The following is a 26,048-nucleotide window of genomic DNA, read 5'->3' as shown; positions in this document are numbered from 1 at the left end:
AAAAATGGCATCAAAGACTCAGACAGTGTTTCAAAAACAGAATTTAAAGTAAGAAATATAACGCTCATGAACATAGAAAAATCCTCAGAGATTCTCAAAAACAAACTTCAGGCTGGCGGCCCCACTTAGCTGAACTAGGCAGAGGCAGGGCACGGCCCCAGTGAACCAGCCAGCGGCTACCCCCAAACTGTGAATGGTAACATTTTTTAATAATACAGTACCACAGGAGTACCAACTTCGACTACTTCCCACAACTTTTCGACGCTATCTAATGGACAATTGATGCATCCATGGGAGCCATCTCTTTTATATATTTCATCTCCAAACTTAGATCTCCAGGTAGCATCGTGAATGCCAACACCCTTATGAACTCCAAGCCAGTAATTAACATAAGAAACATAGTCAACGCCAACAAGATTAGTATGATATCTCTTGTTGTAAACATTGTAAATTCCTGTAGGAGTTCCTCTAGATCTATTAACATTACCAGTAACTATAGGCATATCCATGGAAAGCTCGCCATTAACATAATAGTACAGGTGCTGCTCTCCCATATTAACTTCTATGTATGTCTTTCCAAGAAGTTCACTTGCATCATATTCAACTACAGAATCAGAAGGAGCCAAGGTCACAGTTCTAGCTTCATGGTAGCTTCCCTGAAGATAATCGTTTATCAAGGAGCCAAACTCGCCCTGGATCTCAAATAATAGTCCATCACCCTTACTGTTATCCTTGATGTAGATCTTATTGGACTCGCCATTTCTGTACTTATCCATATAATAGGCAGTTCCATGATCCATAGAGATGCTCTTTAAGTATGAGTACATCTTACTTTCGCTAAGGATCACATCTCCATTTTCATCAAGTGCTATTCCATTATCAAAGTTCACCTCTTTAGGAAAAGAACTCTCTACACCATTTATGATAAATAGTCCCTTTCCAAGGTCCTTCTTAGATTCTTTTTCTAAGGAAGCTTCTTCATAGGTTTCATCAGTAACTATCCAATCAACCACAACTGCCTTTGTTACCTCAAAATTCTCGCCTTCAACATCATAGGTACGGCCGCAGTTACAAAGAGCATCAATCTTCATATAAAGGTCATATATCCTTTGCTGCTCTTCATTAAGTCTATGAGACTTATAACAGCCTTCAATGTCATAAAGGTGAACTTCATCTTCTCTTCCAAGCATAGAAAGATACACTGATTCAATTATCTCTTCTATCTGCGGAACTGCTTCAAGATCATTTTGCAGGATATAGCCATCATCTGTTCTCATAAGTGTCACATCAAGCTCAGAATCAGGCATAAAGATTTCCCAGTCAGCTATTTTGCCCGAAAGAAGCGATGAATCAAGGCTTACTTTCGGTTCAAAGCTAGCTACTGGATTATGAAAGAAATAATATCCCCACGCGAAGGGATTTTTCTTGTCTAGAAATTCATTAAGGGAATCAGTAAAGTCTATCTGGTAATTTACTTCATCAGAAGAAACAAAAAGCGTAGTGCCATTTTTGTCTACGACAGTAATACCATCGTACCTGTATTTGCGGCACAGCTCTTTGTTTACCTCTTCCACGTTCTTACCTGTACAATAAACTCCATTTATCCAGGTAAAACATGGAAATCCATCCATATAGTAAAAACCAAGAAGTATGTATATGCCCACAGTTAAAAGTGTCACAATAGAAAGGCCTATACATACACCCTTTAACACACTTTTCATAATCCCCCCAACAGATTATAAGTTATATTATTTTTTATTCTTAAGATCACCAGCGTCAAATGCCTCACTTATTGAAGCCCCAGCTGGAACCATCGGAAATACTTTGTCATCTTCTTCAATATGACAGTCAATGACTACAGGACAATTTGCCTTGATAGCCTTTTTAAGCGCAGCAGAAACCTCTGATTTCTTGGTAACCTTGATTGCCATACAGCCAAGACCTTCGGCAACCTTACAGTAATCTACCTTGTCTTCAAAGATCGTTTCTGAATAATGCTGTTCATAGAACAATGTCTGCCACTGTCTAACCATTCCAAGAACATTGTTGTTGATAACGATCTCAATTATAGGAAGGTTATACTTGGAAGCTGTAGCAAGCTCGTTCATGTTCATTCTAAAGCATCCATCACCTGCTATATTAACACAAAGCTTGTCTTTATTACCAGCCTTGGCGCCTATACAAGCTCCAAGTCCATAGCCCATAGTACCAAGTCCGCCAGAAGTAAGGAAAGTTCTAGGATATCTAAACTTATAATACTGAGCAGCCCACATCTGATGCTGACCAACATCAGTAGAGATGATAGCCTTGCCATCAGTAAGCTTATCAAGCTCTTCTATGATGTAAGGACATGTGAGCTTATCTGTCTCATATGAAAGTGGATACTTCTTCTTGTTTTCATAGATCTTTTTAAGCCACTCACTATGATCAAGCTTATCAGCCTTTTCAAGCTTTTTGTTTATATCAGCAAGGACCATCTTAAGGTCACCAACAATTGAGAAGTTGGCTCTTACATTTTTATTTATCTCGGCTGCATCAATATCGATCTGTAAGATCTTGGCTTTAGATGCAAAGGTCTTAGTATTACCAGTAACTCTGTCTGAGAATCTAGCACCAAGAGTGATAAGTAGGTCGCACTCGCTTACACCAAAATTAGAAGTCTTGGTGCCATGCATTCCGATCATTCCTGTGTATTTCTTGTCAGTACCATCAAAAGCGCCCTTACCCATCAAGGTATCGCAAACAGGTGAATCAACAAGTTCAGCAAATTTCTTGAGTTCTGCAGAAGCCCCTGAAATAACTGCTCCGCCGCCAACATAGATAAAAGGTCTCTTTGAAGCTTTGATCATCTTGATAGCTGCATTTATATCATCGCTTGTGTACTTCTTTTCTGGCTTTTCATCAGCTATTGTTTCTTTTCTGTAATCACAGGTCTTAGCTGTAACATCTTTTGTGATATCAACAAGTACAGGACCAGGTCTTCCAGTTCTTGCGATCTTAAAAGCCTTTCTAATAGTTGGCGCAAGGTCTTTTACATCCTTAACGATGTAGCCATGCTTAGTAATAGGCATTGTGATACCAGCAATATCAACCTCCTGGAAAGAATCTTTTCCCAAAAGAGGAAGGTTAACATTACAGGTAATGGCAACCATAGGAACAGAGTCCATGTATGCTGTAGCAATACCTGTTACAAGGTTTGTAGAACCAGGACCGCTTGTAGCCATACATACACCGACCTTACCAGTTGATCTGGCATAACCATCTGCTGCGTGCGCTGCTCCCTGCTCATGTGAAGTTCTGATATGAAGAAAATCATCATGTTGTTTATAAAGTTCATCATAGATATTTAAGATTGTTCCGCCTGGATAGCCAAAAACAGTATCAACTTTTTGTTCCTTAAGGCATTCCAATACGATCTGTGCACCCGTTAACTGCATTTTTTCACACTCCTCAGACAAATTTATATATTCAAATTATTTGGAAGTTCCAGGGATTTCCAAAACAGCTCCTCTATTACCGCTTGTTACAAGCTCTCTATATCTAGCAAGATATCCTGTTGTAACCTTAGGTTCTCTAGGCTGCCATTTCTCTCTTCTAGCCTTAAGCTCCTCATCTGAAACCTTAACATTAAGAGAATTATTTGGAATATCAATGCTGATGATATCGCCTTCTTCAATAAGAGCGATTGGTCCGCCTACAGCTGCTTCTGGAGAAACGTGTCCAATAGAAGCACCGCGACTTGCTCCTGAGAATCTGCCATCAGTAATAAGCGCAACAGATGAGCCAAGTCCCATTCCAGCAATAGCTGATGTAGGATTAAGCATCTCTCTCATTCCAGGGCCACCCTTAGGTCCCTCATATCTGATAACTACAACATCGCCTGCTACGATCTTGCCACCAAGTATAGCAGAGATAGCATCTTCCTCACAATCAAATACTCTAGCTGGTCCTTCGTGAACCATCATCTCAGGAACAACAGCTGACTTTTTAACTATACCTGTATCAGGTGCAATATTACCCTTAAGTACAGCAATTCCGCCTGACTGCATGTAAGGATTTTCAATAGGTCTTATTACTTCAGGATTTAAGTTTCTAACGCCCTCAAGGTTTTCTTTGATAGTTTTTCCTGTAACTGTTAAAAGAGATGTATCAAGAAGGCCCTTTTTAACAAGCTCTGACATAACAGCAAGTACGCCGCCTGCCTCATTAAGGTCTTCCATGTATGTAGGACCTGCAGGAGCAAGATGGCAAAGGTTTGGAGTCTTATTTGATACTTCATTTGCGATCTCCATGTTGATCTCAACTCCAGCCTCATGAGCAATAGCTGGCAAATGAAGCATTGTATTTGTAGAGCAACCAAGAGCCATATCCATAGCAAGAGCGTTCATGAATGCGCCCTTTGTCATGATATCCTTTGGTCTTATGTTCTTTTCAACAAGATTCATAACTGCATAGCCTGCCTTCTTGGCAAGTCTGATACGAGCAGAATAAACAGCAGGAATAGTTCCATTTCCAGGAAGTCCCATACCAATAGTCTCTGTAAGGCAGTTCATAGAGTTAGCTGTATACATGCCTGAACATGATCCGCAGGTAGGACAAGCTTTTTCCTCATACTCACAGAGCTTTTCATTTGTCATCTTACCAGCAGAAACAGATCCAACTGCTTCAAACATAGATGAAAGAGATGTCTTGTGACCGTCTACTCTACCAGCCATCATAGGGCCACCAGATACAAAAACAGTAGGGATATTGACTCTGGCAGCAGCCATCAAAAGACCAGGTACGTTCTTGTCACAGTTTGGAATGCAGACCATACCATCAAAAGCATGTGCCTTAGCAAGACACTCTGTACTATCAGCAATAAGGTCTCTTGTAACAAGAGAATACTTCATTCCAATGTGTCCCATGGCTATTCCGTCACATACAGCAATAGCAGGAACAACAACTGGCATTCCACCAGCTTCAGCAACAGCAAGCTTAACAGCTTCTGTGATCTTATCAAGATTCATGTGTCCAGGAACTATCTCATTATATGAACTCACGATACCAATAAGTGGTTTTCTTCTCTCTTCTTCTGTAAATCCTAAGGCATTAAACAAGCTTCTGTGAGGTGCCTGCTGTAAGCCTTCCATTACTCTGTCACTATTCATAGCCATTTTTCATCTCCTCCTATTTCACATATAATACAAAATTGTCGTTTTCATAGATCACGTGCATTGTTTTTAGGTAGTTCCAATCAATAGTCTCATAGGTCTGGTAGAACTTCCAAAAATCTTCGCCGCTATAATCCGGTGTAAACATATCTTTATCCAAAATGACCATGTCTGCATCAAAGACATCAGTCTTTTGGCAATCAATATCCCATCCAAACTTTAGAAGATACTGCTGTTCACAATCAAGAACCGCAGGAATCTCTCTCTTTCTAACATCTGCTATATAAAGCGTGTTAAAGACATCATTTTCTCTTTCTCCAAGCTGGCAACTAAAGTTAGGACTAAAGAACCTGCAAAGAAATACGATCAGTATCGCAAGAACCGGAATATAAACTCCAATTCCTGAATACCAGGCATCACGCTTTAGTACTCTTTCTGTCTCCTTAGATACAGTCACCTCATTAACATTTCCGCTCTTTTCTCTGTTATAGAGCCTTATGGATACGTTAATGAGCCTTTCAAGAGCGCTGCACACACATACAGTTACAAGGAAACACATATAGCTAAAAACTCTAAGGTATGGCAGCTTGTGCTGGAAAATCAAGATAGCAAATACAAATGCAAAATTAACAATAGTGATAAGATTGATCACTGTTCTGCTATATTCAAAATGTCTGATGCATTCATAGATCATGCATCCAATACCAACAAAGATAAATATGGTAATAACATTCTCAATGCCAGGGATCATGTAAGCCAAAAGGCTCCATATCCATCCAAAGTACCTGCTCCAAAAAACATCTTTTGCAAGGCTCTGAATATAAGGCTGTGAAAGCATATAGTTGATACCAGTTCTCATTGCTGACATAGGAGCTCGCACCAATACAAGAGCATGGGACCATCCAAAAAACATTGAGCCTTCAGTCTTAACTAAAAGGTTAGAGCCAATAGCAAGCCAGATGACTCCGTAAAGGATAAAGGTCACAAAGGCAGCTCCAACACCTGCCATAACAAGGCTACTCAGCTTCTTGTAATAGATATTGTCCTTAAAATTAATGTATATGTCTCTGCTACGGTATGCATTTATCAAAAGATATATGACTCCCGAAAGTCCAACTGGAACAACCCAGTAAACGCTACTAGGTACAGTATAAAGACCCAATACCATAAATGCAGCTAGGGAAATAAAATGGAATCTTCCCTTACTACCATTTTTGCAGATCTTGGTAAGTGTATAAACAGACAAAAGAAAACATGTAGTAGCAAGGGTGTAACCTCTTCCCTGAACACTGTACTCATTTATAACCTGCATTCCAGAATATAAAAGAACAGCTCCAAAAGGAAGTCCATGTGAGAAGAACATCTTGCAGATCCTATAGACCAGTATCAGATTAGATACAGCGCACAGGTAAGATACTCCCCTAAGACCAATATAAGAATTTCCAAAAAGATCCAAGAAACCAGATAATACAGAATAACCAACATGGTTATTAGGAAGTGGCCAGTGAATAGCCCCGTAAATAGGACCCTTGCTAATAAAAGTGTAATAGGTATAAAGCTCATCATACTGAGGTGTTATGGCAAACATCCTCCAAATGTAATAGATAGCCATACCAAAGATAAATAGCGTTGTAGCCATGGTCTCTGGTTCATGAGGAAGAAGGTCATATATTTTCTTTTCACTTTTATTTACAAATGATTCGTTTAACAAGCAGATCTCCCATTTCGTGGCATGAAGCCAATGTGAATTTTTCTTTATCTTCTGATGGCATTATATCAATTGTTCTATAGCCATCCTTCAAAACTGATTTTACTGCATCTTCAATTGCAGTAGCTTCTTTATCAAGGTCAAATGAATACCTAAGCATCATAGCAGCAGAAAGAACTGTGGCAATAGGATTCGCAATATCTTTGCCTGCAATATCAGGTGCACTACCATGGCTAGGCTCATAAAGTCCAAACTTAGTGTCATTAAGTGACGCACTAGAAAGCATTCCAATTGATCCAGTGATCATGCTAGCTTCGTCAGAAAGAATATCTCCAAACATATTCTCAGTAAGTACCACATCGAACTGTGATGGCTCTTTTACCAGCTGCATAGCACAGTTATCAACCAGCATATGCTCTAAGGTTACATCCTCGTAGTCTCTATGTACCTCTTCTACGACCTTTCTCCAAAGTCTTGAAGAATCAAGTACATTAGCCTTATCAACGCTTATAACTGAGTTTCTACGCTTTCTTGCTATTTCAAAGGCTTTGATGGCAATTCTTCTGATCTCACTTTCTTTATAAGTCAAAGTGTCAGTAGCAACCATTTCACCATCTACTTCCTTGGTGTATCTATCTCCAAAATAAAGTCCACCAGTAAGCTCTCGCATAATGAGCATATCAAAGCCCTTATTTGCAGCCTCTTCACGAAGTGGGCATGAATCCTTAAGTTCTGGATACAAGTAGGCAGGTCTAAGATTTGCAAAAAGATTAAGTTCCTTACGAAGCTTTAAAAGGCCAGCTTCTGGTCTAAGTGATGGCTCAAGCTTGTACCAAGGAGATGTACTTGTATTACCACCAATAGAGCCCATAAGAACAGCATCTGCTGACTTAGCAATACTGATAGCTTCATCTGTGAGAGGTACGCCATAAGCATCAATAGAACATCCACCCATTAAGATATCCTTGTACTCAATCTCATGTCCAAATTCCTGACAGACCTTATCGAGGCACTTCTTGGCTTCTCTTACGATCTCAGGTCCAATTCCGTCACCGGCAATGCAAGTAATATTTAATCTCATACCTTCCTCCCTAATCTAGCCGTATAAACAATAAGCCTAGTTAGGCGCACCCTAACCAGGCTTAAAAAAGCATAATTATTTCTTCTTAGAATCCTTTGCATCCTGCTTGTCATTAGCAGTTGCAACAGCATCCTCAGGCTTCTCAACTTCAACGATTGCTTCCTTGATCATAGGAATACGGCAGTTCTTGTTGTTACCAAACTCAACGATAACCATATCATCATTGATATCGATAACTGTTCCGATCATTCCGCCAGTTGTACGAACGCTATCCCCTACTGCAAGTGCTGCTAAAACCTGAGCTTTCTGTTTCTGCTCTTTTCTATTTGGACGCATGAACAAAAAGTAGATAGCAACCATAAATACTGCATAAACAAGCAAAGTTGTGATAAATGCTGATGTGGAGCCTGTAGCTTCAGTAGTTAAAAATAATCCCATATAATCCTCCAAAACTTTTTTGTAATATATACCAAACAATAATACTAGAAAGAATCCCTAAATTCAAGGGTGCAATATTAACCTTTACGCCAATTTCTAGCAATATTGTAGTCATCTTTGACTGGCATGGAATCATATTCCAAGAATCCGTCAAGCTTTCTCTTCTTGTAAGCAGAATACTCGCCCTTTTCAATGGCATCTCTGATCTCTATCATCATGTGATTATAGAAATACAGATTATGCAAAACGCAAAGACGAAGTCCCAGCATTTCCCCAGACTTAAGAAGATGTCTGATATATGCCTTGGAATATCTGCGACATGCAGGGCATCCGCAGCCTTCTTCAATAGGACTATCATCCAGCTCATATCTGGCATTTAAAAGATTGATGTGTCCCTTATTAGTATAAAGATGGCCATGTCTGCCATTTCTGCTAGGATATACGCAGTCAAAGAAATCAACGCCTCTGTCAACTGCTTCCAAGATATTAGCAGGTGTACCAACGCCCATCAGATAAGTAGGCTTATTCTCAGGAAGGTAAGGAACTGTAGTCTCTAAAACATGGTACATTTCCTCGTGGCTCTCACCAACAGCAAGTCCGCCAACAGCGTAACCATCAAGGTCAAGATTGCTAATTCTCTTGGCATGCTCAATCCTGATGTCATCAAAGATTGCTCCCTGATTGATACCAAAAAGCATCTGATCCTTATTGACTGTATATTCAAGACTATTAAGTCTATCCATCTCTTTTTTGCAGCGCTCAAGCCATCTGGTAGTTCTATCTACAGACATCTGAACATATTCATGCTCAGCCTTGGCAGATGGACATTCGTCAAAGGCCATAGCAATAGTTGAACCAAGATGAGACTGGATTCTCATACTCTCTTCAGGTCCCATGAATAGCTTGTGTCCATCGATATGTGAATGGAAGTAAACTCCCTCTTCCTTGATACGTCTGGTCTTGGCAAGAGAAAAGACCTGGAATCCGCCCGAATCAGTCAAAATAGGCTTGTTACAAGACATAAACTTGTGAAGTCCGCCCATTTTATAGACTACGTCGTCTCCCGGTCTCAAATGCAAATGATAAGTATTGGAAAGAACGACCTGAGTATCTATTCCCTCAAGGTCTTCCGTAGAAACGCCACCTTTGATTGCTGCAACTGTAGCCACATTCATGAATACAGGAGTCTGTATCTTGCCATGAACTGTAGTAAACTCTGCTCTTTTGGCATTTCCATCTTTTTTTAAAATTTTGTACATATAAATCCTCTGTTACTCTACATAAGTGCTCCAGAACTCTTCCAGGCAGATATTATTTTCTGCCATAACGGTAGCTGCGTCAACCCCAACATACCTAAAGTGCCATGGCTCATACTCAATGCTGGTGATATCTTCCTTGCCTTCTGGATATCTCAGGATAAATCCATATTTGTAGCTGTTAGCTGCAAGCCACTGTCCAGCTTTAGTATTAGCAAAGCCCTCATCAAGGCTAGAATAACCATCGCTTATGATATCGATTGCAAGTCCGATCTGATGCTCTGATGATCCAGGAACTGTAACTGCCTGAGAAGCCAGATTATAAGCTTCCATATAAGACATACCACCATTCATGTATCTGCCAACCTTGTTGGTAAAGAGCATTGTTTGTCTATCCATATCTCTATAAGGAGAACAGATAATAAGACTAACGCCATCACTACTAGCTGCTCTCATCATATCAAGAAGTGGAGTAATGATCCTCTCATCACATCTCATGGTTCCACTAATGGTACCAAGAGGAAATTCATAATCATCAGGAATAGGATGATGCTTGTTTACTAAGATGATCTTCCAATCGTCACTACTAAAGCTTGTAGCAGTCATAGATGCAGATAATGGAACTTCAATATTCTCATCAATCTCTGTGTCCTCTTCTGATGTAGTAGCTAAAATCTCAGATAAAGATACCTGACTATCAGGATTCATATGCTCAGCCTCAGTTACGTCCGGATTATCACTCTCCATAGCTTCAACGATGAGCGACTGATCAACTTCACCGATAACAGCCAGCTCAGCATCTGATTCATAATCGATAGCATCACTAACTACATCTGCAGAATCAGTGGAATACTCTTCTGTAGATAATCCTGAATCAAAGCTTATATTAAGTGACATTGCTGGATATGAAAAACTACTACTAGAAACAAAGAATAACAAGATACAAGCAAGACAAGTAAATCTCTTAATATTTCTGTAGAAATAAAACATCACATTGTATGTTGTGATGGCACAAACAGCATAAGCAAGGCCTAGAAAAGACAAAGCCTTATGTTTTCTATTAAATTTCTGAACTCTATTAACTATCTTCTCTTTATAAGACAGTTTTAGCTGTAAACTACTAGCGTTCATATCGAAACCCCTCATTTTCTCGATATTTAGCTTGAAACTATAAAATCACAATATATATTATATAACTTTTTCACAGTTTTTTCACTATTTTTGCAAATAAAACTGTTTTATGTAATCCGATCTTGATGACATATTAGAAATCATCTGGTCAAGAACAGTTATGGCGCACATAGCTTCTACCACAACTACGGCCCTTGGAACAACAACTGGGTCATGACGACCATGAATATTAATTTCAACATTCTCCTTGTCTTTATTAACAGTACTCTGACTTCTAGCGATACTAGGGGTTGGTTTAACATGAGCTCTTAATACGATCTCGCTTCCATCAGAGATTCCGCCAAGGATACCTCCGGCATGATTAGTCTTTTTAACAACCTTATGAGTAGAATCATCTATAGCAAAAGAGTCGTTGTTTTCAGATCCTTTGCGAGTTGAAACTAAAACTCCGTCTCCGATCTCAATAGCTTTAACTGCTCCAACACTCATTACAGCATGGCTAAGGGCTGCATCAAGCTTATCAAATACAGGGTCACCAATTCCAGCTGGAACGCCATTTATTCTGCATTCAATAACGCCGCCAACAGAATCCTGCTCCTCTCTGCATTTCATGATATAGTCCATAGCTTTTTTATCAGCCTCTCTATCAGGCATAGCTGAAGGTGATTCGTAGATGCTATTTCTGTCAAACTTGCTTAAATCAGCTTCTACAGGCCCAATAGACTTGGTATAAGCCATAACATCAACGCCCATCTCAGATAAAAGCTTCATGCATATAGCACCTGCGGCAACTCTTCCGATAGTCTCCCTACCTGATGATCGTCCACCGCCTCTATAATCTCTAAAGCCGTACTTCTCATCAAAGGTATAATCAGCGTGACCTGGTCTGTAATAGGACGCAATATCACTGTAGTCCCCTGAATGCTGATTAGTATTTCTTACCAAAAGAGATATTGGTGTACCAGTAGTCTTACCTTCAAATAAGCCAGATAAGATCTCTACCTTATCGTCCTCCTTGCGGGAAGTTGTAGCACTGGATGTACCTGGTTTTCTTCTATCTAAAAATTTCTGAATATCTTCGACGCATAGTTCCATTCCTGCAGGAAAGCCATCTATGACTACTCCAAGTGCCTCTCCATGGGATTCTCCCCAGGTTGTTATCTTTATGTTTTTTCCAAATGTAGAGCCTGACATAGTTTTTCCTCCAAGTCTTATTCCTCTAATTTTCGCACGTTAATGAAAAAAAGTGAATACTTAGGCAAAAAAAATGTGGCTTTAAGCCACATTTTTTAATATCAATTATCAAGTTTATGGAAGATGATGCAGTTAGGTCTTGTGACGCTAAGCTCAGGTCCATTCATGACCATAGTTCCCTTATCCATATCAACTGTGAAGAATGTAAGAGAATCTGACTCATGATTAAGAGAAACAAGGTGCTTGTTGTCTGGGAAAAGAGCTGCATCCTTAGGATACTCACCAGCAACAGGAAGCTGAATCTTCTGAGTGATAAGTCCTGTCTCACTATCAACCTTAAATACTAATACATTGTTCTCACCAGCTGTTGAACTTACAAGATACTTGTAATCCTGTGAGAAGTTAAGTGCGCTGCTTGCAACACCGATTGAATCAGCCTCTTCTGATGTAGAAACTGACTGAATCTTATTAAATTCAGGATCACCATTTTCCTCAGTGTACTCGTAAACTTCTACTGCACACTTCTGCTCAAGACAAACATAGAGGAATCTGCCATCCTTTGAGAACTGCATATGTCTAGGTGAAGACTCCTGATCACAGTGAATAACATCTGCATCCTTGAGCTTACCTGTCTCGAAATCTAGTGAATAAACATTGATCCTGTCCATGCCAAGATCTGCTGCAAGAAGGTATTTGTTGTCCTTAGATACCTTGATGCACTGAACATGTGGTACATGGTTACGTCCAGCTGCTGTTCCAAGTCCCTTATGGTATCTCTCATCAGTGATCTCACCGATGCTACCATCTTTATTGAGCTTAAGTATTGTGATCTTGCCATCATGATAGCCAGCAGTAAAAAGATAATTATCCTGCTGATCCATGTTTACATAGCAACCACGCATACCATTTATAGACGCTTCATTAAGGAATTCCAAGCTTCCATCAGGAAGTATGTGATAAGCCTCCACTCCGGCATCTGTAATAGAATACAATGTCTTATTATCATGAGAAATATTAATATATGATGAGTTAGTGATCTCTACCTTCTGCTTCTCAGTAAGTCTACCATTTTTGAGATCCACATCATAAATTCTAATGCCATATTTAGTGCCAAGTCCTGAAGTGTAGCTAGACACATAGGCTACATACTTATCTTTTCCAGCCATCGAACGCCTGCCTCCTAGAAATTTACTACTATTTTCTCTCATTTTATCACAATAAATGCAAACTTTAAATATATGACCACAACTTACCATCTTCTTTTTATATAAAAAATAATTGACAGTAGGGTTATGTCATTTACAATTAAATAGATTGTTAAATTCTACATATTAATGGGAGTCAAAAATGGGGAAAGATCTGATAACACTTAGGAATATTTGTAAGGCCTATGATGGGACTACAATTTTAGATGATTTAAATCTGTCTATATATGAGAATTCGTTTGTAACACTGCTAGGACCTAGTGGATGTGGCAAAACTACTACTCTTAGGATCATTGGCGGTTTTGAAAAGCCTGATAAAGGTCAGGTTATTTTTGATGGGCAGGATATTACTGATCTTGCACCAAATAAGAGACAGCTTAATACTGTATTCCAAAAATACGCTCTTTTCACACATATGAGCGTTGCTGAAAATATCGCTTTTGGCCTTAAAATCAAGAATAAGTCTGATAGCTATATAAAGGATAAGATAAGGTATGCTCTTAAGCTCGTTAATCTTGAGGGCTACGAGAACAGAAGCCCTGAATCTTTATCTGGTGGTCAGCAGCAAAGAATTGCTATTGCAAGAGCTATTGTTAATGAGCCAAAGGTTCTTTTACTTGATGAACCTCTTGGAGCCCTGGACCTTAAGATGCGTCAGGACATGCAATATGAGCTTAAAAGACTTAAGGAAGAGCTTGGAATAACATTTATCTACGTAACTCATGATCAGGAAGAAGCTCTTACTATGTCTGATCATATCGTAGTCATGAACCAGGGTTATATTCAGCAGGAAGGCTCTCCAGAGACCATCTATAATGAGCCTGAGAACGCCTTTGTTGCAGACTTTATCGGTGATAGTAACATCATCCGCTCTACTATGATAAGGGATGAGCTTGTTGAGATTCTAGGTGCCAAGTTTGCCTGCGTAGACAAGGGCTTTGGAAATAATAAGCCTGTAGACGTTGTCATCAGACCAGAGGATATAGAACTGGTTGCTCCAGAAGATGGCACATTAACAGGTGTTGTTACTGACCTTACATTTAAGGGTGTTCACTATGAGATGGACGTTGAAACCTGTGGTAGAGAGCTCCTTGTTCATTCTACCAAGCTCTCTGCTGTTGGAACAAAGGTTGGCATCAAGGTCGATCCATTTAATATTCAGATCATGAATGTTCCTGTTTCTGAGGACGAGGAGGCTATCAGTGAAACTGTTTAAAAACAAAAGTACAGCCGGACTTTTGTCAACACCATACATGGCCTGGGCACTGATCTTCATCTTAGTACCTCTTGGAATGGTCTTCTACTATGGTCTTACAAATGATAACGGCTCTTTTACCTTAGATAACATCACTACCATCGCTAAGCCAGGATATCTTAAAGCTCTTGTCAGATCCCTTAGGCTTGCTGTGATCAGCACTTTAGTGTGCTTTATTTTGGCATACCCACTTGGAATGATACTTTCATCCATGAAGCTATCAAAAAACACATATATAGTTACTTTGTTCATCCTTCCTATGTGGATGAACTTCCTCTTAAGAACCCTTACATGGATGACTCTTTTGGAGGGAAAAGGTGTTATCAATACAATACTTGAGTTCTTTCACCTTCCTACTATAAATGTGATAAACACTGGTGCTGCCATTGTTCTTGGTATGGTCTATAACTTTTTACCATTTATGATCCTGCCAATATATAACTCACTTAATAAGATCGATGAAAACGTAATAAATGCAGCCCGTGACCTTGGAGCAAATACTCTTCAGACTTTCCTTAAGATCACTCTTCCACTGTCTCTTCCTGGAATTCTTAGCGGAATTACTATGGTATTCATACCAGCACTTACTACTTTCGCTATTTCTACCATGCTTGGAGGCTCCAAGATCCTTCTTATTGGTAACATCATTGAGCAGGAATTTACTCAGCTCTATGACTGGCACCTTGGAAGCGGCTTATCAATAGTGCTTATGGTATTTATCATCCTTAACATGATAATCGAGACAGTATTTGATAAAGGAGGTAATGCCTGATGAAGAATTTTTTAAAAAAGCTTTACCTTACGCTACTTTTGATATTTATGTATGCTCCTATCATTACACTTATCGTGCTTTCATTTAACGCAAGTAAATCAAGAGCTAAATGGGGCGGATTTACCCTAGACTGGTATATAAACCTCTTATCAGATGAGGCTGTAGCTGGAGCCCTTATAAACACTCTTACAATAGCAATACTTGCTACTATTTTTTCAACTATCATAGGAACCTTTACCTGTATCGCTATGATAGGCCTTAATTCAAAGCTTCGTTCCTTTATCATGGGTGTTACAAACATCCCTATGATAAATGCAGATATCGTAACAGGTATCTCACTTATGCTGCTTTTTAGATTCCTTCATATCGGAACAGGCTTTACTACTATTCTTTTGGCACATATTACTTTCAACATTCCATTTGTAATGCTCAGTATCATGCCAAGGATCAAGAACATGAACTTTTATGTTTATGAAGCTGCGCTAGACCTTGGAGCTTCACCAGTTTATGCTTTTACCAAGACCATTTTACCTGACCTTGTTCCAGGAATTGTCTCAGGTGCGCTTATGGCCTTTACTATGTCCCTTGATGACTTTATCATTACATACTTCACAAAGGGTTCAGGCTTTGAGACTCTTTCAACTCTTATCTATAACGAGGTTAAAAGAGGTATTCAACCTGAAATTTACGCTCTATCAGCCATCATATTTGTTGTAGTATTAACACTTCTTATGATCGTTTATAGAGTACCTTCTTCAAAAACAAAGGAAAAAACTAATGAAAAATAAACCACTTTCAATAATTCTTTGTCTTTTACTTGTATGCTTTTGCCTCTGCGGATGTGGCGGAAATAATGCAGCAGCAAGTAAAAAAGAAAAACTATACGTATACAACTGGGGCGAATATATTGACGATGAAGTTATCAAGCAGTTTGAAGAAGAAACTGGAATCGATGTAGTCTACGATATGTTTGAGACCAACGAGATCATGTATGCCAAGCTTGCTCAGGATGATTCAGCCTATGATGTCATCTGCCCTTCTGATTACATGATCCAAAAGCTTATAGAAAATGACCTTATTCAGGAACTCAACTTTGATCATATTCCTAACAGCAAGAACATCGGAGCTCAGTACTATGAATCCTCTAGATCTTTTGACCCAGAAAACAAATACTCTGTTCCATATTGCTGGGGAACTGTTGGAATCCTCTACAATAAGACAATGGTCGATGAAACAGTTGATAGCTGGGATATTCTCTGGAATCCAAAATATTCAGGACAGATCCTTATGCAGGACTCTGTTAGAGATGCATTTATGGTAGCTCTTCTCAAAAATGGCTACTCACTAAATACCAAAAATCCTGATGAAATTGCAGTTGCAACAAAAGATCTAATAACTCAAAAGCCACTTGTACAGGCCTATGTAGTTGATCAGGTTCGTGATAAGATGATCGGCGGCGAAGCTGCTCTTGGAGTTATCTACTCTGGTGAAGCTATCTACACAGCTAGAGAAAATGATGATCTTGTATATGTGGTTCCAAAGGAAGGAACCAACGTATGGATCGACTCTTGGGTTATTACAAAGGGATCAAAAAACGTAGAGAATGCAGAAAAATGGATAGACTTTATGTGCCGTGGTGACATTGCTCTTCAAAACTTTGAGTACATCACCTACTCTACTCCAAACACTATTGCCCAAGAAAACATTGAGGATGAGGACATCAAGAACTCAAAAGTAGCGTTTCCAGACCTATCAGAATTCCCATCCGAATCCTACCAATACCTAGGACAAGAGGGCGACCGCCTCTACAACGACGCCTGGATGGAAGTTAAATCAGCCGATTATTAAGTGGGAGGTGACCTCCCGGAAGGTTGTGGTACCGGACGCTTTGCTGTATAGGACCGATTCCTTCGCTTAGTATTTTTTTCAGGATACATTAAACATTCAAAAACCCTGCAAAGATTTATTTCATGTTATTCAAAACATAAATCTTTGCAGGGTTATTTTCATGTTATGTATCAGCTGAAAAAAATAAATCGCTCAGGAAATATGTCCTATACAGTAAAGCTGTTTGGACTATAATCTTTCGAATTACCAGTTCTTATAGATTCCATTTACACAGATACCAGCATAACCATTTGCAATCATAACTGATTTATCAGACTCTGAAATCTTAGGATAATAAATGGTTGATGGAGCTACGATTGCAAAGTAATTGCTACCATTATTTACAACGGATGTGATGCCAAAGGTGCCCATGTTGCCATTTCCGTTACTGATTGAGAAGGACGCCATGGCTGTACCCTGGTCGTTATAGAGCATTGCAACATTTCCCTGTTTCATCAAGGTTCCTGTCTTTCCTCCAGCAATTCCAACTGGAATGGACTGATACTGAGGAACAATATTCTGAACATAAACTTCTATACAGTCATGAACGTCTCCACTTTCAAGTCTTGCATCGTTAACATAGAAATGGAAAAATACATTCTTAACTGTCTCATCTGGTCCGATATGCACTGTAAAGTATTCTGATCCAGCCTTATAAGTACAATCAATATACGTACCTGCACTAGAGTGATCCCCGACAAAATAAGTATAGTTATAATCACTTCTAAACCATACTTTCTTGCTCTCTCCTGCATTTATGGACATCACAGTATCACCAAAATCAAAGCAGTCCACATCACTATAAGCCTCTACCTTAGCAGGAATCAAAAGCATAATTGCAAGAACAAAAGCAAATACTATACAAAAATATTTCTCTACTTTTCTTAACATGCTAATACCTCCATTAACACATACAATGCATTATTAGGTATTATCATTTTAGTTCGCACTTATCTATTTTTCACGTAAAGTTTTCCTAAATATCCTTAACTTTTTGTTATCCATCAAAAGAAAATCATGAAAGATAGTCAATAAAGATGTTGTTATTTTTAGAGGAAACCTTAGCTTCTGCCCCCATCACTACAGGAATCATAGGATCAACATGTCCAATATCTGCGTCCATAATAATTGGAACGTTAAAGTCTTTTAAGATCTCTGTAACTGCGTTATATTGGTCTACACCCATCATATTCTGACCAAATGATGTGCGTGGTCTTCCGATGATGAAGCCTTTTGCATTTGCAAACCAACCTGCTTCTCGAAGGTTCCAGAGAGCTCGCCTGTAGCTCATTGGTGTGAGGTCGCAGGCTTCAAGAACCCAGATTACATCTTGGTTCATTTCGTTAAAAGATTTCATATTGTCAAAGCGTGTTCCTACAAGGTTTGCTAGAACATCAAGGCAACCTCCAAGGAGAACACCTTCGCAGGATACTTCCGCATCCTTAGAAAGTCTCTTAACATTACAATCTGCAACATCATAAATAACTAATTCTTTGTCTGCGTTATATTCATAGGTCCAGTCGTAGTAGAAATCTGCCTTTGGAGGCTCAGACTCATTATCTTCATCTGTTTCAAAGGCAACCTTTTCATAGCCACTAAAAGAAGTCTTTGTTCCCTCTAGAAGCGCAAATGAATCTTCTTCTGTTCCTTCCCATTTCTTGGCAAAGCCAGAAATACAAGGACCATATATTCCCATAACTCCAGTTATAGTTACAAGAGGGAAAATAAAGTTTGTATTATCGGAATAGCCAATAAACCACTTTGGTGGGTAGTTTTTAAGCTCATTAAAATCAACATAAGTAATGGTCTCATTCATAAGCTCTCCGCCGCCAGCAGAAATAATGGCATTTATATCATCTCTTTTATAAAACTCCATAAGCTCAGAAGCTGCGACCTTTGGATCAGTACTGATACCAATGCCATCACCAAGTCTAGCTGTCTTACCTTCAAGTATCTTGTAGCCTCTTTCCTTGATCTTGTCCAAAGAGACATCTATCATTGTGCTATAAGGCTCCGTTGCTGCGCCAAAAGATGGTGCTGTTATTCCTATTACATCTCTTTTTTTGATTGAAACAGGTCTTTTTATCAATTACTAATCCTCCAAATAATCAGTTAACAGCATCAGCAAGCTTAGAATAAGTCTTTCTATAATGTCTGTTCATCTTAAAGCATTCAAGAAGAGAAAGGTAATGACCCTCTCCATGACGCATGACAGCTGTATGCGCAATGCATCCCTTATCAAGAACCATAGCAACTGCCATAGCTTCATCCTCTGTTGGGCCAACGCAATAAGCTCCATCATTAAGGCAAAATACAACGTTTGCGTTTTTCTTGATATTATGGAAGCTGTGACCGTCCTTGCCATGCTCATTACTTGGCACCTTGATGCTATAACCAATAAGCTGAGCAAAGTCATCAAGAAGTGGTCTCATATGATTTGCTCTTCTTGAAACAGTCATAACTGCCTCTGATTTATTATGAATAATGTACTTAACATCAGGTCTTTTTGCGTAGATAGCCTCATGTATCTCTTTTACCCTCTTAGGAGTATCCGAAACGTCATATACAATATTTCCATCTTCTAAGTGACTGTTAAAGCCAAACTCTACGCCGTGATGCATATCAGTCTTGCAGACGTCGATAAGGAAGTTATTGCAAGCAACCTCCATCTTCTCAGCCTCATAGATAGCCTCTTTAGAATTCTTACCAAGGCAGATAGTTCCATGGTTTGCCATGATAAAGCCATTACTATCTGTATACTTTTTAAGTACCTTTTCTACATTCTCTGCAAGCTTATCTGTTCCTGGAAGTGCATATGCAGCCACAGGAATAGTAATATCTTCATCTTCAAAATAAGTAAATACCGTCTTCTGACCAAGTGTTCCAGCACATGAAGCATAAACCTGATGTGTATGAACGATAAACTCTACATCGCTTCTAACCTTATAGCATGCAGCGTGAACTTTAAGCTCACTTGAAGGCTTGACATCACCTTCGTAAGAAAGATCATCAATATTAACCTGAACTATCATATCTGGTACAAAATCTTCATATCTGATTCCGCTTGGAGTAATAAGAAAGCTCTTTTCATCTACTCTGCAGCTAATGTTCCCCCATGTCCTTACCAAAAGACCTATCTCATGAAGTTCTCTTGAAACTTCTATAATGTGCTTTTTTGCTTCTAGTATTTCTTCCCCATTGTGTAGCATTACTTCAAAACTCCTTCAATACATTTATCTTATTTGTCCATTTCCCATGATCTGGTATTTGTAGGAAGTCAGTTCCTTAAGCCCCATTGGCCCCCTTGCGTGGAGCTTCTGTGTACTGATGCCTATCTCTGCACCAAAGCCAAACTCAAATCCATCAGTAAATCTAGTGGACGCATTTACATAGACGCATGCAGCATCAACTCTGTTTAAGAATTTCTTTGCTGCTTCTTTGTTTTCAGTAATGATAGATTCTGAATGACCAGTATTATACTTGTTGATATGGTCAATGGCTTCGTCAACATCACTTACTGTCTTGACTGAAATAATATAATCAAGATATTCCTTGTAGAAATCATCTTCTGTAGCTGGAACTGCGCCGTCAAAATTCTCGATACTATCCTTATCAGCCCTGATCTCAACAGAATGTTCCTTCATAGCTTTTTCAAATAATGGTAAAAAGCTATCCTTGATATCCTTATGAACTATAAGAGATTCAGCAGCATTGCAGACACCTATTCTCTGAGTCTTGGCATTTACTATGATAGGAATAGCCTTCTCGAAGTCGGCATCCTTATCAACATAGATGTGGCAGTTACCAGTACCTGTCTCAATTACAGGAATAGTTGAATTGTCAACAACGGCTCTGATAAGTCCTGCACTACCTCTAGGAATCAGAACATCAACATATTCATTCATCTGCATGAACTTAGTAGTAACCTGTCTGTCAGTGTTTTCAATAAGCTGAACAGCATCAGGCTCAATATTTAAACTTCTAAGGGAATTCCTGATAGAATTAGTGATAGCGATATTACTATTTATTGCGTCACTACCACCTTTAAGAATTACTGCATTACCTGCTTTAAAAGTCAGAGCAAAAGCGTCCGCAGTAACATTTGGACGTGATTCATAAATAATGCCTATAACGCCAAGAGGCACTCTAACCTTGCTGATCTTAAGACCATTAGGTCTTTTGAAGCTTTCCATAACTTCGCCAATAGGATCCTCAAGGGCGCAAACTTCCCTGATACCCTCAGCCATAGCTTCAATACGCTTTTCATCAAGCTTAAGCCTGTCAAGCATGCCCTGATGCATACCCGAAAGCTTACCTTCTTCATAATCAGCATTATTGGCATCCAAAATAGTCTTGGTATCCTTAATAAGGCCATCCGCCACTTTTAAAAGAGCTTTATTCTTCTCTTTAGTCGTTAGGTCTTGTACCTTATATTTAGCCTCTTTAGCCCTTCTGCAAATTTCTATAAGTTCCATACCATTCCTCCTGTTTACACAAGTAGTATTTACTTATCTCAAATAGCCCTTACAGAATAATACCACATACAGAGGCTAAAACACTACTCTTTTCCGATGCTTCTAGGAGAATTTCCATAAAATTTTTTGAAGACGTTAGAAAAATAGCTCACATCACTATTTTTCTACTCTATATGATTTTTACTAATTTTTGAAAAATCAATCACTCTCAGTGATAACTTGTAAAACAGGGATATCATGAGCATCCGCTGGAATACGATCTACCATCTGAAGTTCAAAAGCCAAGGCTATAGTCTTTATCAGTGGATACTTTGAAAGGAACCTGTCGTAATAACCTCCCTTATATCCAATCCTGTTGCCCTGTCTGTCAAAAGCAACACCAGGAACAACTATAAGGGTCTTTAGCATATCTTTTGGCACATCGAATATCTCAGCATTCTCATGGTACAGCGGCTCTCTAATTCCGTAATAGCCCTCTTTAAGATCATAAGGACTTTCGATCCTTATAAACTCCATTACGCCGTTTTCTATATCCGTGCATTTGGGGCAAAAGACACTTTTTCCGCTTTTAAGAGCATCAGCAATAATTCCATCTGTAATGACTTCACTTCTCATAGAAGCATAAATAAGGATTTTTTCTGCATTTTTATATTCGTAAGCAGAAATAAGCTTATTAGCAATAACCTTACTCTTATCAGATATTTCTTGAGAAGTAAGACTATCTCTTTTTGCAATTATCTCTTTTCGGATCATGTCTTTATTATTCATCTAAGCCCTCGATCAAGCATGAAAATCTTCATATGGTATGTCTATGTAGAAGCATCCCGCTGCATAATATGCTATTTCATACTGGTAATAAACTAATGTAACGTGGTCTTCATAAAAATCAAGGTGAGTTGAATCAAATCCAGCCTGCTCATAGGCATTATTATATATTGATTCATCATCTCCAATGCCATCATTACTGTTTATCTCTTTACCTTCAGGAGAATTAAAGTATTCAACAGTCTTTTCAGCCATAAGCTTTTTAAACTCTTCCTCTGTTCCATCAAAGAAATCGCTTATGCCCATCTTTTTACCAGTATCAAGGTCATAGACAAGCATGTAGCCTGCGCCATATCCGTGAGCTGCGCCCACCCCCATTGAATAGTAGCTTAAATCTACAGTAAGATAATGATCTTTGATGATATCAACATTCCATACAATTTTTTCATAGGTATCTGTAAGAGTATCCGTGTACTGATCATGATAAGAACAATCATCATCAGAATAACCAAAAGCATTACTTTCATCCTCAATAGAGTTTTCTTTTATACTCTTATTGATCTCGTCAGCATGATCTGAATATTCATCAGATAAAACAAAATACTCCTGATATGCCCTAATTAGTGGCTTGCCACATTTATCACATTGGATCTTAGAATAATCATATTCTACGGTTCCATATTTAAGAGCATTATATTCGTTATAAACGCAATCCGTTGGAATTATATCACCTGTGCTTGCATCGATAATAAGCCATTTTCCCTGACTTCCATCTACATCAGTAAAATATATCTTTCCATTATTTATATAATAACAATCTTGATAGCTAGAATTATAGCCGCTTCCTGGAGATCTTTTCTTTTTATAGAGTAGCTTTTCTTCACCATTTTTTACATCATAGGCATAGTAATAGGTTTCATCCATCATATATGTGTCAGTACATACTTCATCAATATAATAGATGTAATTATTATCAAAGCCTTTGCAATATACATAAGAATCAGAACAGAACTCTTTAGCTTCTCCAGTTTTTGGATCAACAAGCTCACCCTTTATAAAGTTATGATTCTCATCATAGGAATAAATGATAAAGCCATCCTTATCATATCCAAATAATGCATCACTCTGCTGGTATTCATAAGGAACCTTTGTTACTTCGCCATCTTTAGTAATAGCATAAAGCACTTCGTCCTTATATTCATCATTAAATGCTGGAACAAAGCCAATTTCATCAAATACTCTTGTGTAAGAGCCTTTTTCAAAAATAAGACTGTACTGGATAACATAGTCTTTTGCACCTTCAAAAAAGTCCTTAAGGTCTACATCACTTTCAGAATACTCAAGGCTATCACTAAACTCAAACTTCTTCTCAAAGTCTCTTCCCGTGATATAAATATTGCCCTTATAATAATCGATATCGCAAAAGCCTCCATCTACCTCACAAAAAAGAACCGAGTTTTTGGTTTTAGTATTAACTGCATAATAATCCCTTTTCTTCCAATCATTTGTAGAATTGTAAACACTGCAAAAAACAATATCACCGTAAGAGTACTCAATATCAATACTATGTTTATCTTCACCAACTTCAAACTTATTAGAAAGAATATTATAAACTTCTGCTCTATCTATAGTCTTAACGCATTTGCCAGCCTCATCAACTATATAACTATAATCGCCTTCCTCTGAACCAAGGAAAAAATATGGATAATCTTCCTCTGATGCATTCTGATCTTTAGACTCCTCGTTTGTAGCTACATCAGAAGAAGCTGTGCTACTTGATTTAAAAGATGCCTTTTCACCGCAACCAGATAAAGCAATATTCATACACATAATAGCTGAAATAGCTAATATAAATTTTTTATTTCTCATTGGTATTCCCCTTTTTATAAAAAATGTCTCCGTGAAGAATACACATCAAAGTCCTCATATGTTGCCACTTAGATCATCTTAGCTGCCACAAATTCAGCAACTTTCATGCCATCCATGGCTGCAGACATGATTCCGCCTGCATATCCAGCGCCTTCCCCACACGGGAAAAGACCTTTCACATTTATAGACTCTCCACTTTCATCCCTGTTGATCCTTACTGGAGATGAAGTCCTAGACTCTACTCCAGATACAAGAGCACCTTCACTGTTATAGCCCTTTATCATCCTTCCAAACTTTTCCATGCCTTCAACAAAGGCTTCATTTAGATCCTTAGGAAGAATCTCATGAACATTTGCAAAAGCATACTGTCCCCTCATATTTGAAGTATTTGACTTATCAGCTACTAAGTTGTCACTTTTATTTCCTTCAAGATCAGGTCTTATGGCCTTTCTAAAGTCTCCATAATACTCAACAGGAATCTTACCCCCACCTATTTCATAGGCCTTTTCTTCAAGCCTTCTCTGGAACTCTACGCCTGATAATACATCTTCACTTCCAAAATCCTTTGGATCAACCGTTATGATGATAGCTGAGTTTGCATTCTTGCCATCACGCTTTGAATAGCTCATTCCGTTAACAGCAAGTCTCCCATTTTCAGAGGATGCGTTAACAACGAATCCGCCAGGGCACATGCAAAATGAATATACACCTCTTCCTTCATCAGTTGTAGCTGTAAGCTTGTAAGGGGCAGCAGGAAGCGCCTTAGGGCTCTCTACTCCATACTGAGACAGATTTATAAGAGTTTGTGGATGTTCTACTCTAAAGCCCACAGCAAAAGGCTTAGGCTTCATATCTACTTTCTTGTCACTTAGCATATAGAACGTATCTCTTGCACTATGTCCAATAGCAAGAACGACTTCACTACATTCAATATTCTCAGCATTCCCACTATTTAGATCTACCACCTTAACTGAAGTAATTTGACTATTTTCATCAATGTTTATCTCAGAAACAAGGCTTTCAAATCTAACTTCTCCGCCCCACTCTATGATCTTGTTTCTCATATTCTTAACTACATTTCTAAGAATATCAGTACCAATATGAGGCTTGGCATCATATAAGATATCTTCTGGTGCGCCGTTTTCTACAAAGATCTTAAGGGCAGCTCTTCCCCTTCCATCCTTGTCCTTGACCATAGTGTTAAGCTTGCCATCAGAAAATGTTCCAGCTCCTCCCTCTCCAAACTGAACATTAGTCCTTTCATCGAGCTCTCCCGTCTCCCAGAAATGCTCAACTATCTCAGTCCTCTTATCTACATCCGCTCCTCTTTCCAAGATCAGCGGCTTAAATCCATTTTTTGCAAGCTCATATCCGCAAAAAAGTCCAGCAGGTCCAGCCCCGATAATTACAGGCCTCTTCCCCTTACTAACTCCATCACACTTATAAGGAAACTCATAAACTACTGGGCTAACAGCACTAACATTCTTATCCTTACACTTCTTTAAAACCTTCCCCTCATCAAGTCCCTTTAACTTCACATCAACCATATACACTTCATAGATCTCAGGCTTCTTCCTAGCATCAATAGACCTTCTAATGATCTCCAAATTCTCAATCTGCCCTCTATCAATCCTAAGAGCCTTACAAATATGCTTTTCAAGCTTTCCCCTAACTTCCTCCTTAGAAAAAGCTCTCTCCAAATCTATCTTAATTTTTATCTGATTTACTCTTATCATAACTATCTGTCCTTATAAATTATTTAACACAACAAGACTATTATTTATCTTTTAATATATCCGCTCAAATTAGTTTACAGTACTCATCTATGTATTCCAATAGATTATTGAATTACCATACGT

At 38.7% G+C, this 26,048-nt stretch carries 19 protein-coding genes and 1 pseudogene; 3 read left to right on the top strand and 17 right to left on the bottom strand.

Annotated features, from left to right (window positions below; all coding sequences use genetic code 11):
- Nucleotides 1-206: 206 nt before the first annotated feature.
- From BLS24_RS05220 to BLS24_RS05175, 10 genes are all read right to left on the bottom strand, one after another.
- The gene (locus BLS24_RS05220) at nucleotides 207-1,721 is read right to left on the bottom strand and encodes a L,D-transpeptidase (RefSeq protein WP_091756800.1); all 1,515 of its coding nucleotides are present in this window, start codon (nucleotides 1,719-1,721) and stop codon (nucleotides 207-209) included.
- A gap of 27 nt (nucleotides 1,722-1,748) precedes the next feature.
- Nucleotides 1,749-3,437, bottom strand: a complete 1,689-nt coding sequence (gene ilvB / locus BLS24_RS05215; protein ID WP_091756798.1) for a biosynthetic-type acetolactate synthase large subunit — start codon at nucleotides 3,435-3,437, stop codon at nucleotides 1,749-1,751.
- A gap of 36 nt (nucleotides 3,438-3,473) precedes the next feature.
- Complete coding sequence (gene ilvD / locus BLS24_RS05210; protein WP_091756818.1) at nucleotides 3,474-5,150, bottom strand: dihydroxy-acid dehydratase; 1,677 nt, start codon at nucleotides 5,148-5,150, stop codon at nucleotides 3,474-3,476.
- A gap of 19 nt (nucleotides 5,151-5,169) precedes the next feature.
- Nucleotides 5,170-6,864 carry a glycosyltransferase family 39 protein gene (locus BLS24_RS05205; protein WP_091756796.1) on the bottom strand — a complete coding sequence of 565 codons (1,695 nt, stop codon included), beginning with the start codon at nucleotides 6,862-6,864 and terminating at the stop codon, nucleotides 5,170-5,172.
- The gene (leuB, locus tag BLS24_RS05200; RefSeq protein WP_091756794.1) at nucleotides 6,839-7,942 is read right to left on the bottom strand and encodes a 3-isopropylmalate dehydrogenase; all 1,104 of its coding nucleotides are present in this window, start codon (nucleotides 7,940-7,942) and stop codon (nucleotides 6,839-6,841) included. Before leuB ends, BLS24_RS05205 begins: the two co-directional genes overlap by 26 nt.
- Nucleotides 7,943-8,017: 75 nt before the next feature.
- Complete coding sequence (gene yajC, locus BLS24_RS05195; RefSeq protein WP_071176184.1) at nucleotides 8,018-8,380, bottom strand: preprotein translocase subunit YajC; 363 nt, start codon at nucleotides 8,378-8,380, stop codon at nucleotides 8,018-8,020.
- Nucleotides 8,381-8,457: 77 nt separating this feature from the next.
- The gene (tgt, locus tag BLS24_RS05190) at nucleotides 8,458-9,639 is read right to left on the bottom strand and encodes a tRNA guanosine(34) transglycosylase Tgt (protein WP_091756792.1); all 1,182 of its coding nucleotides are present in this window, start codon (nucleotides 9,637-9,639) and stop codon (nucleotides 8,458-8,460) included.
- A gap of 12 nt (nucleotides 9,640-9,651) precedes the next feature.
- Nucleotides 9,652-10,767 (bottom strand): M15 family metallopeptidase, encoded by a 1,116-nt coding sequence (locus tag BLS24_RS05185; protein ID WP_176764338.1) that lies wholly within the window; start codon nucleotides 10,765-10,767, stop codon nucleotides 9,652-9,654.
- Nucleotides 10,768-10,851: 84 nt separating this feature from the next.
- Nucleotides 10,852-11,961, bottom strand: coding sequence for a chorismate synthase (gene aroC, locus BLS24_RS05180; protein WP_091756788.1), 1,110 nt, complete (start codon nucleotides 11,959-11,961; stop codon nucleotides 10,852-10,854).
- A 101-nt stretch (nucleotides 11,962-12,062) separates the two neighbouring features.
- Nucleotides 12,063-13,127: a lactonase family protein gene (locus tag BLS24_RS05175; protein WP_091756786.1), complete on the bottom strand. Its 1,065-nt coding sequence runs from the start codon at nucleotides 13,125-13,127 to the stop codon at nucleotides 12,063-12,065.
- A 181-nt stretch (nucleotides 13,128-13,308) separates the two neighbouring features.
- Between BLS24_RS05175 and BLS24_RS05170 the strand changes: the two genes are divergently transcribed.
- From BLS24_RS05170 to BLS24_RS15575, 3 genes and pseudogenes are all read left to right on the top strand, one after another.
- Nucleotides 13,309-14,382 (top strand): ABC transporter ATP-binding protein, encoded by a 1,074-nt coding sequence (locus BLS24_RS05170; RefSeq protein ID WP_091756784.1) that lies wholly within the window; start codon nucleotides 13,309-13,311, stop codon nucleotides 14,380-14,382.
- A gap of 37 nt (nucleotides 14,383-14,419) precedes the next feature.
- Nucleotides 14,420-15,193: an ABC transporter permease gene (locus BLS24_RS05165; RefSeq protein WP_242872238.1), complete on the top strand. Its 774-nt coding sequence runs from the start codon at nucleotides 14,420-14,422 to the stop codon at nucleotides 15,191-15,193.
- A pseudogene (locus BLS24_RS15575) lies at nucleotides 15,193-17,041 on the top strand (extracellular solute-binding protein). The gene BLS24_RS05165 and the pseudogene BLS24_RS15575 overlap by 1 nt, the downstream one beginning before the upstream one ends.
- 243 nt (nucleotides 17,042-17,284) lie before the next feature.
- Here BLS24_RS15575 and BLS24_RS05155 read toward each other — a convergent pair.
- The 7 genes from BLS24_RS05155 to BLS24_RS05125 form a co-directional block, all read right to left on the bottom strand.
- The gene (locus BLS24_RS05155) at nucleotides 17,285-17,971 is read right to left on the bottom strand and encodes a hypothetical protein (protein WP_091756780.1); all 687 of its coding nucleotides are present in this window, start codon (nucleotides 17,969-17,971) and stop codon (nucleotides 17,285-17,287) included.
- Between the two features lie 124 nt (nucleotides 17,972-18,095).
- A complete protein-coding gene (locus BLS24_RS05150) occupies nucleotides 18,096-19,169 on the bottom strand; it encodes a S66 family peptidase (protein ID WP_091756778.1) in 1,074 nt (357 codons plus the stop codon).
- A gap of 19 nt (nucleotides 19,170-19,188) precedes the next feature.
- Entirely contained in the window at nucleotides 19,189-20,289 is a 1,101-nt protein-coding gene (locus tag BLS24_RS05145; RefSeq protein ID WP_091756776.1) for a class II aldolase/adducin family protein, read from the bottom strand.
- Nucleotides 20,290-20,313: 24 nt separating this feature from the next.
- Entirely contained in the window at nucleotides 20,314-21,555 is a 1,242-nt protein-coding gene (locus tag BLS24_RS05140) for a glutamate-5-semialdehyde dehydrogenase (protein WP_091756774.1), read from the bottom strand.
- A 198-nt stretch (nucleotides 21,556-21,753) separates the two neighbouring features.
- Nucleotides 21,754-22,323, bottom strand: a complete 570-nt coding sequence (locus tag BLS24_RS05135) for a 5-formyltetrahydrofolate cyclo-ligase (RefSeq protein ID WP_091756772.1) — start codon at nucleotides 22,321-22,323, stop codon at nucleotides 21,754-21,756.
- Nucleotides 22,324-22,335: 12 nt separating this feature from the next.
- On the bottom strand, nucleotides 22,336-24,189 hold the full coding sequence (locus tag BLS24_RS05130; protein ID WP_091756770.1) for an RsiV family protein: 1,854 nt from the start codon (nucleotides 24,187-24,189) through the stop codon (nucleotides 22,336-22,338).
- Nucleotides 24,190-24,257: 68 nt separating this feature from the next.
- Entirely contained in the window at nucleotides 24,258-25,925 is a 1,668-nt protein-coding gene (locus BLS24_RS05125) for an NAD(P)/FAD-dependent oxidoreductase (RefSeq protein WP_091756768.1), read from the bottom strand.
- Nucleotides 25,926-26,048: the final 123 nt, after the last annotated feature.

It is taken from the genome of Butyrivibrio sp. INlla18 (assembly GCF_900103635.1).
In the GTDB taxonomy this organism is placed as follows: domain Bacteria; phylum Bacillota; class Clostridia; order Lachnospirales; family Lachnospiraceae; genus Butyrivibrio.
Note: the sequence above shows the minus strand (reverse complement) of the source record. Positions and strands in the feature narration are given on the sequence as shown.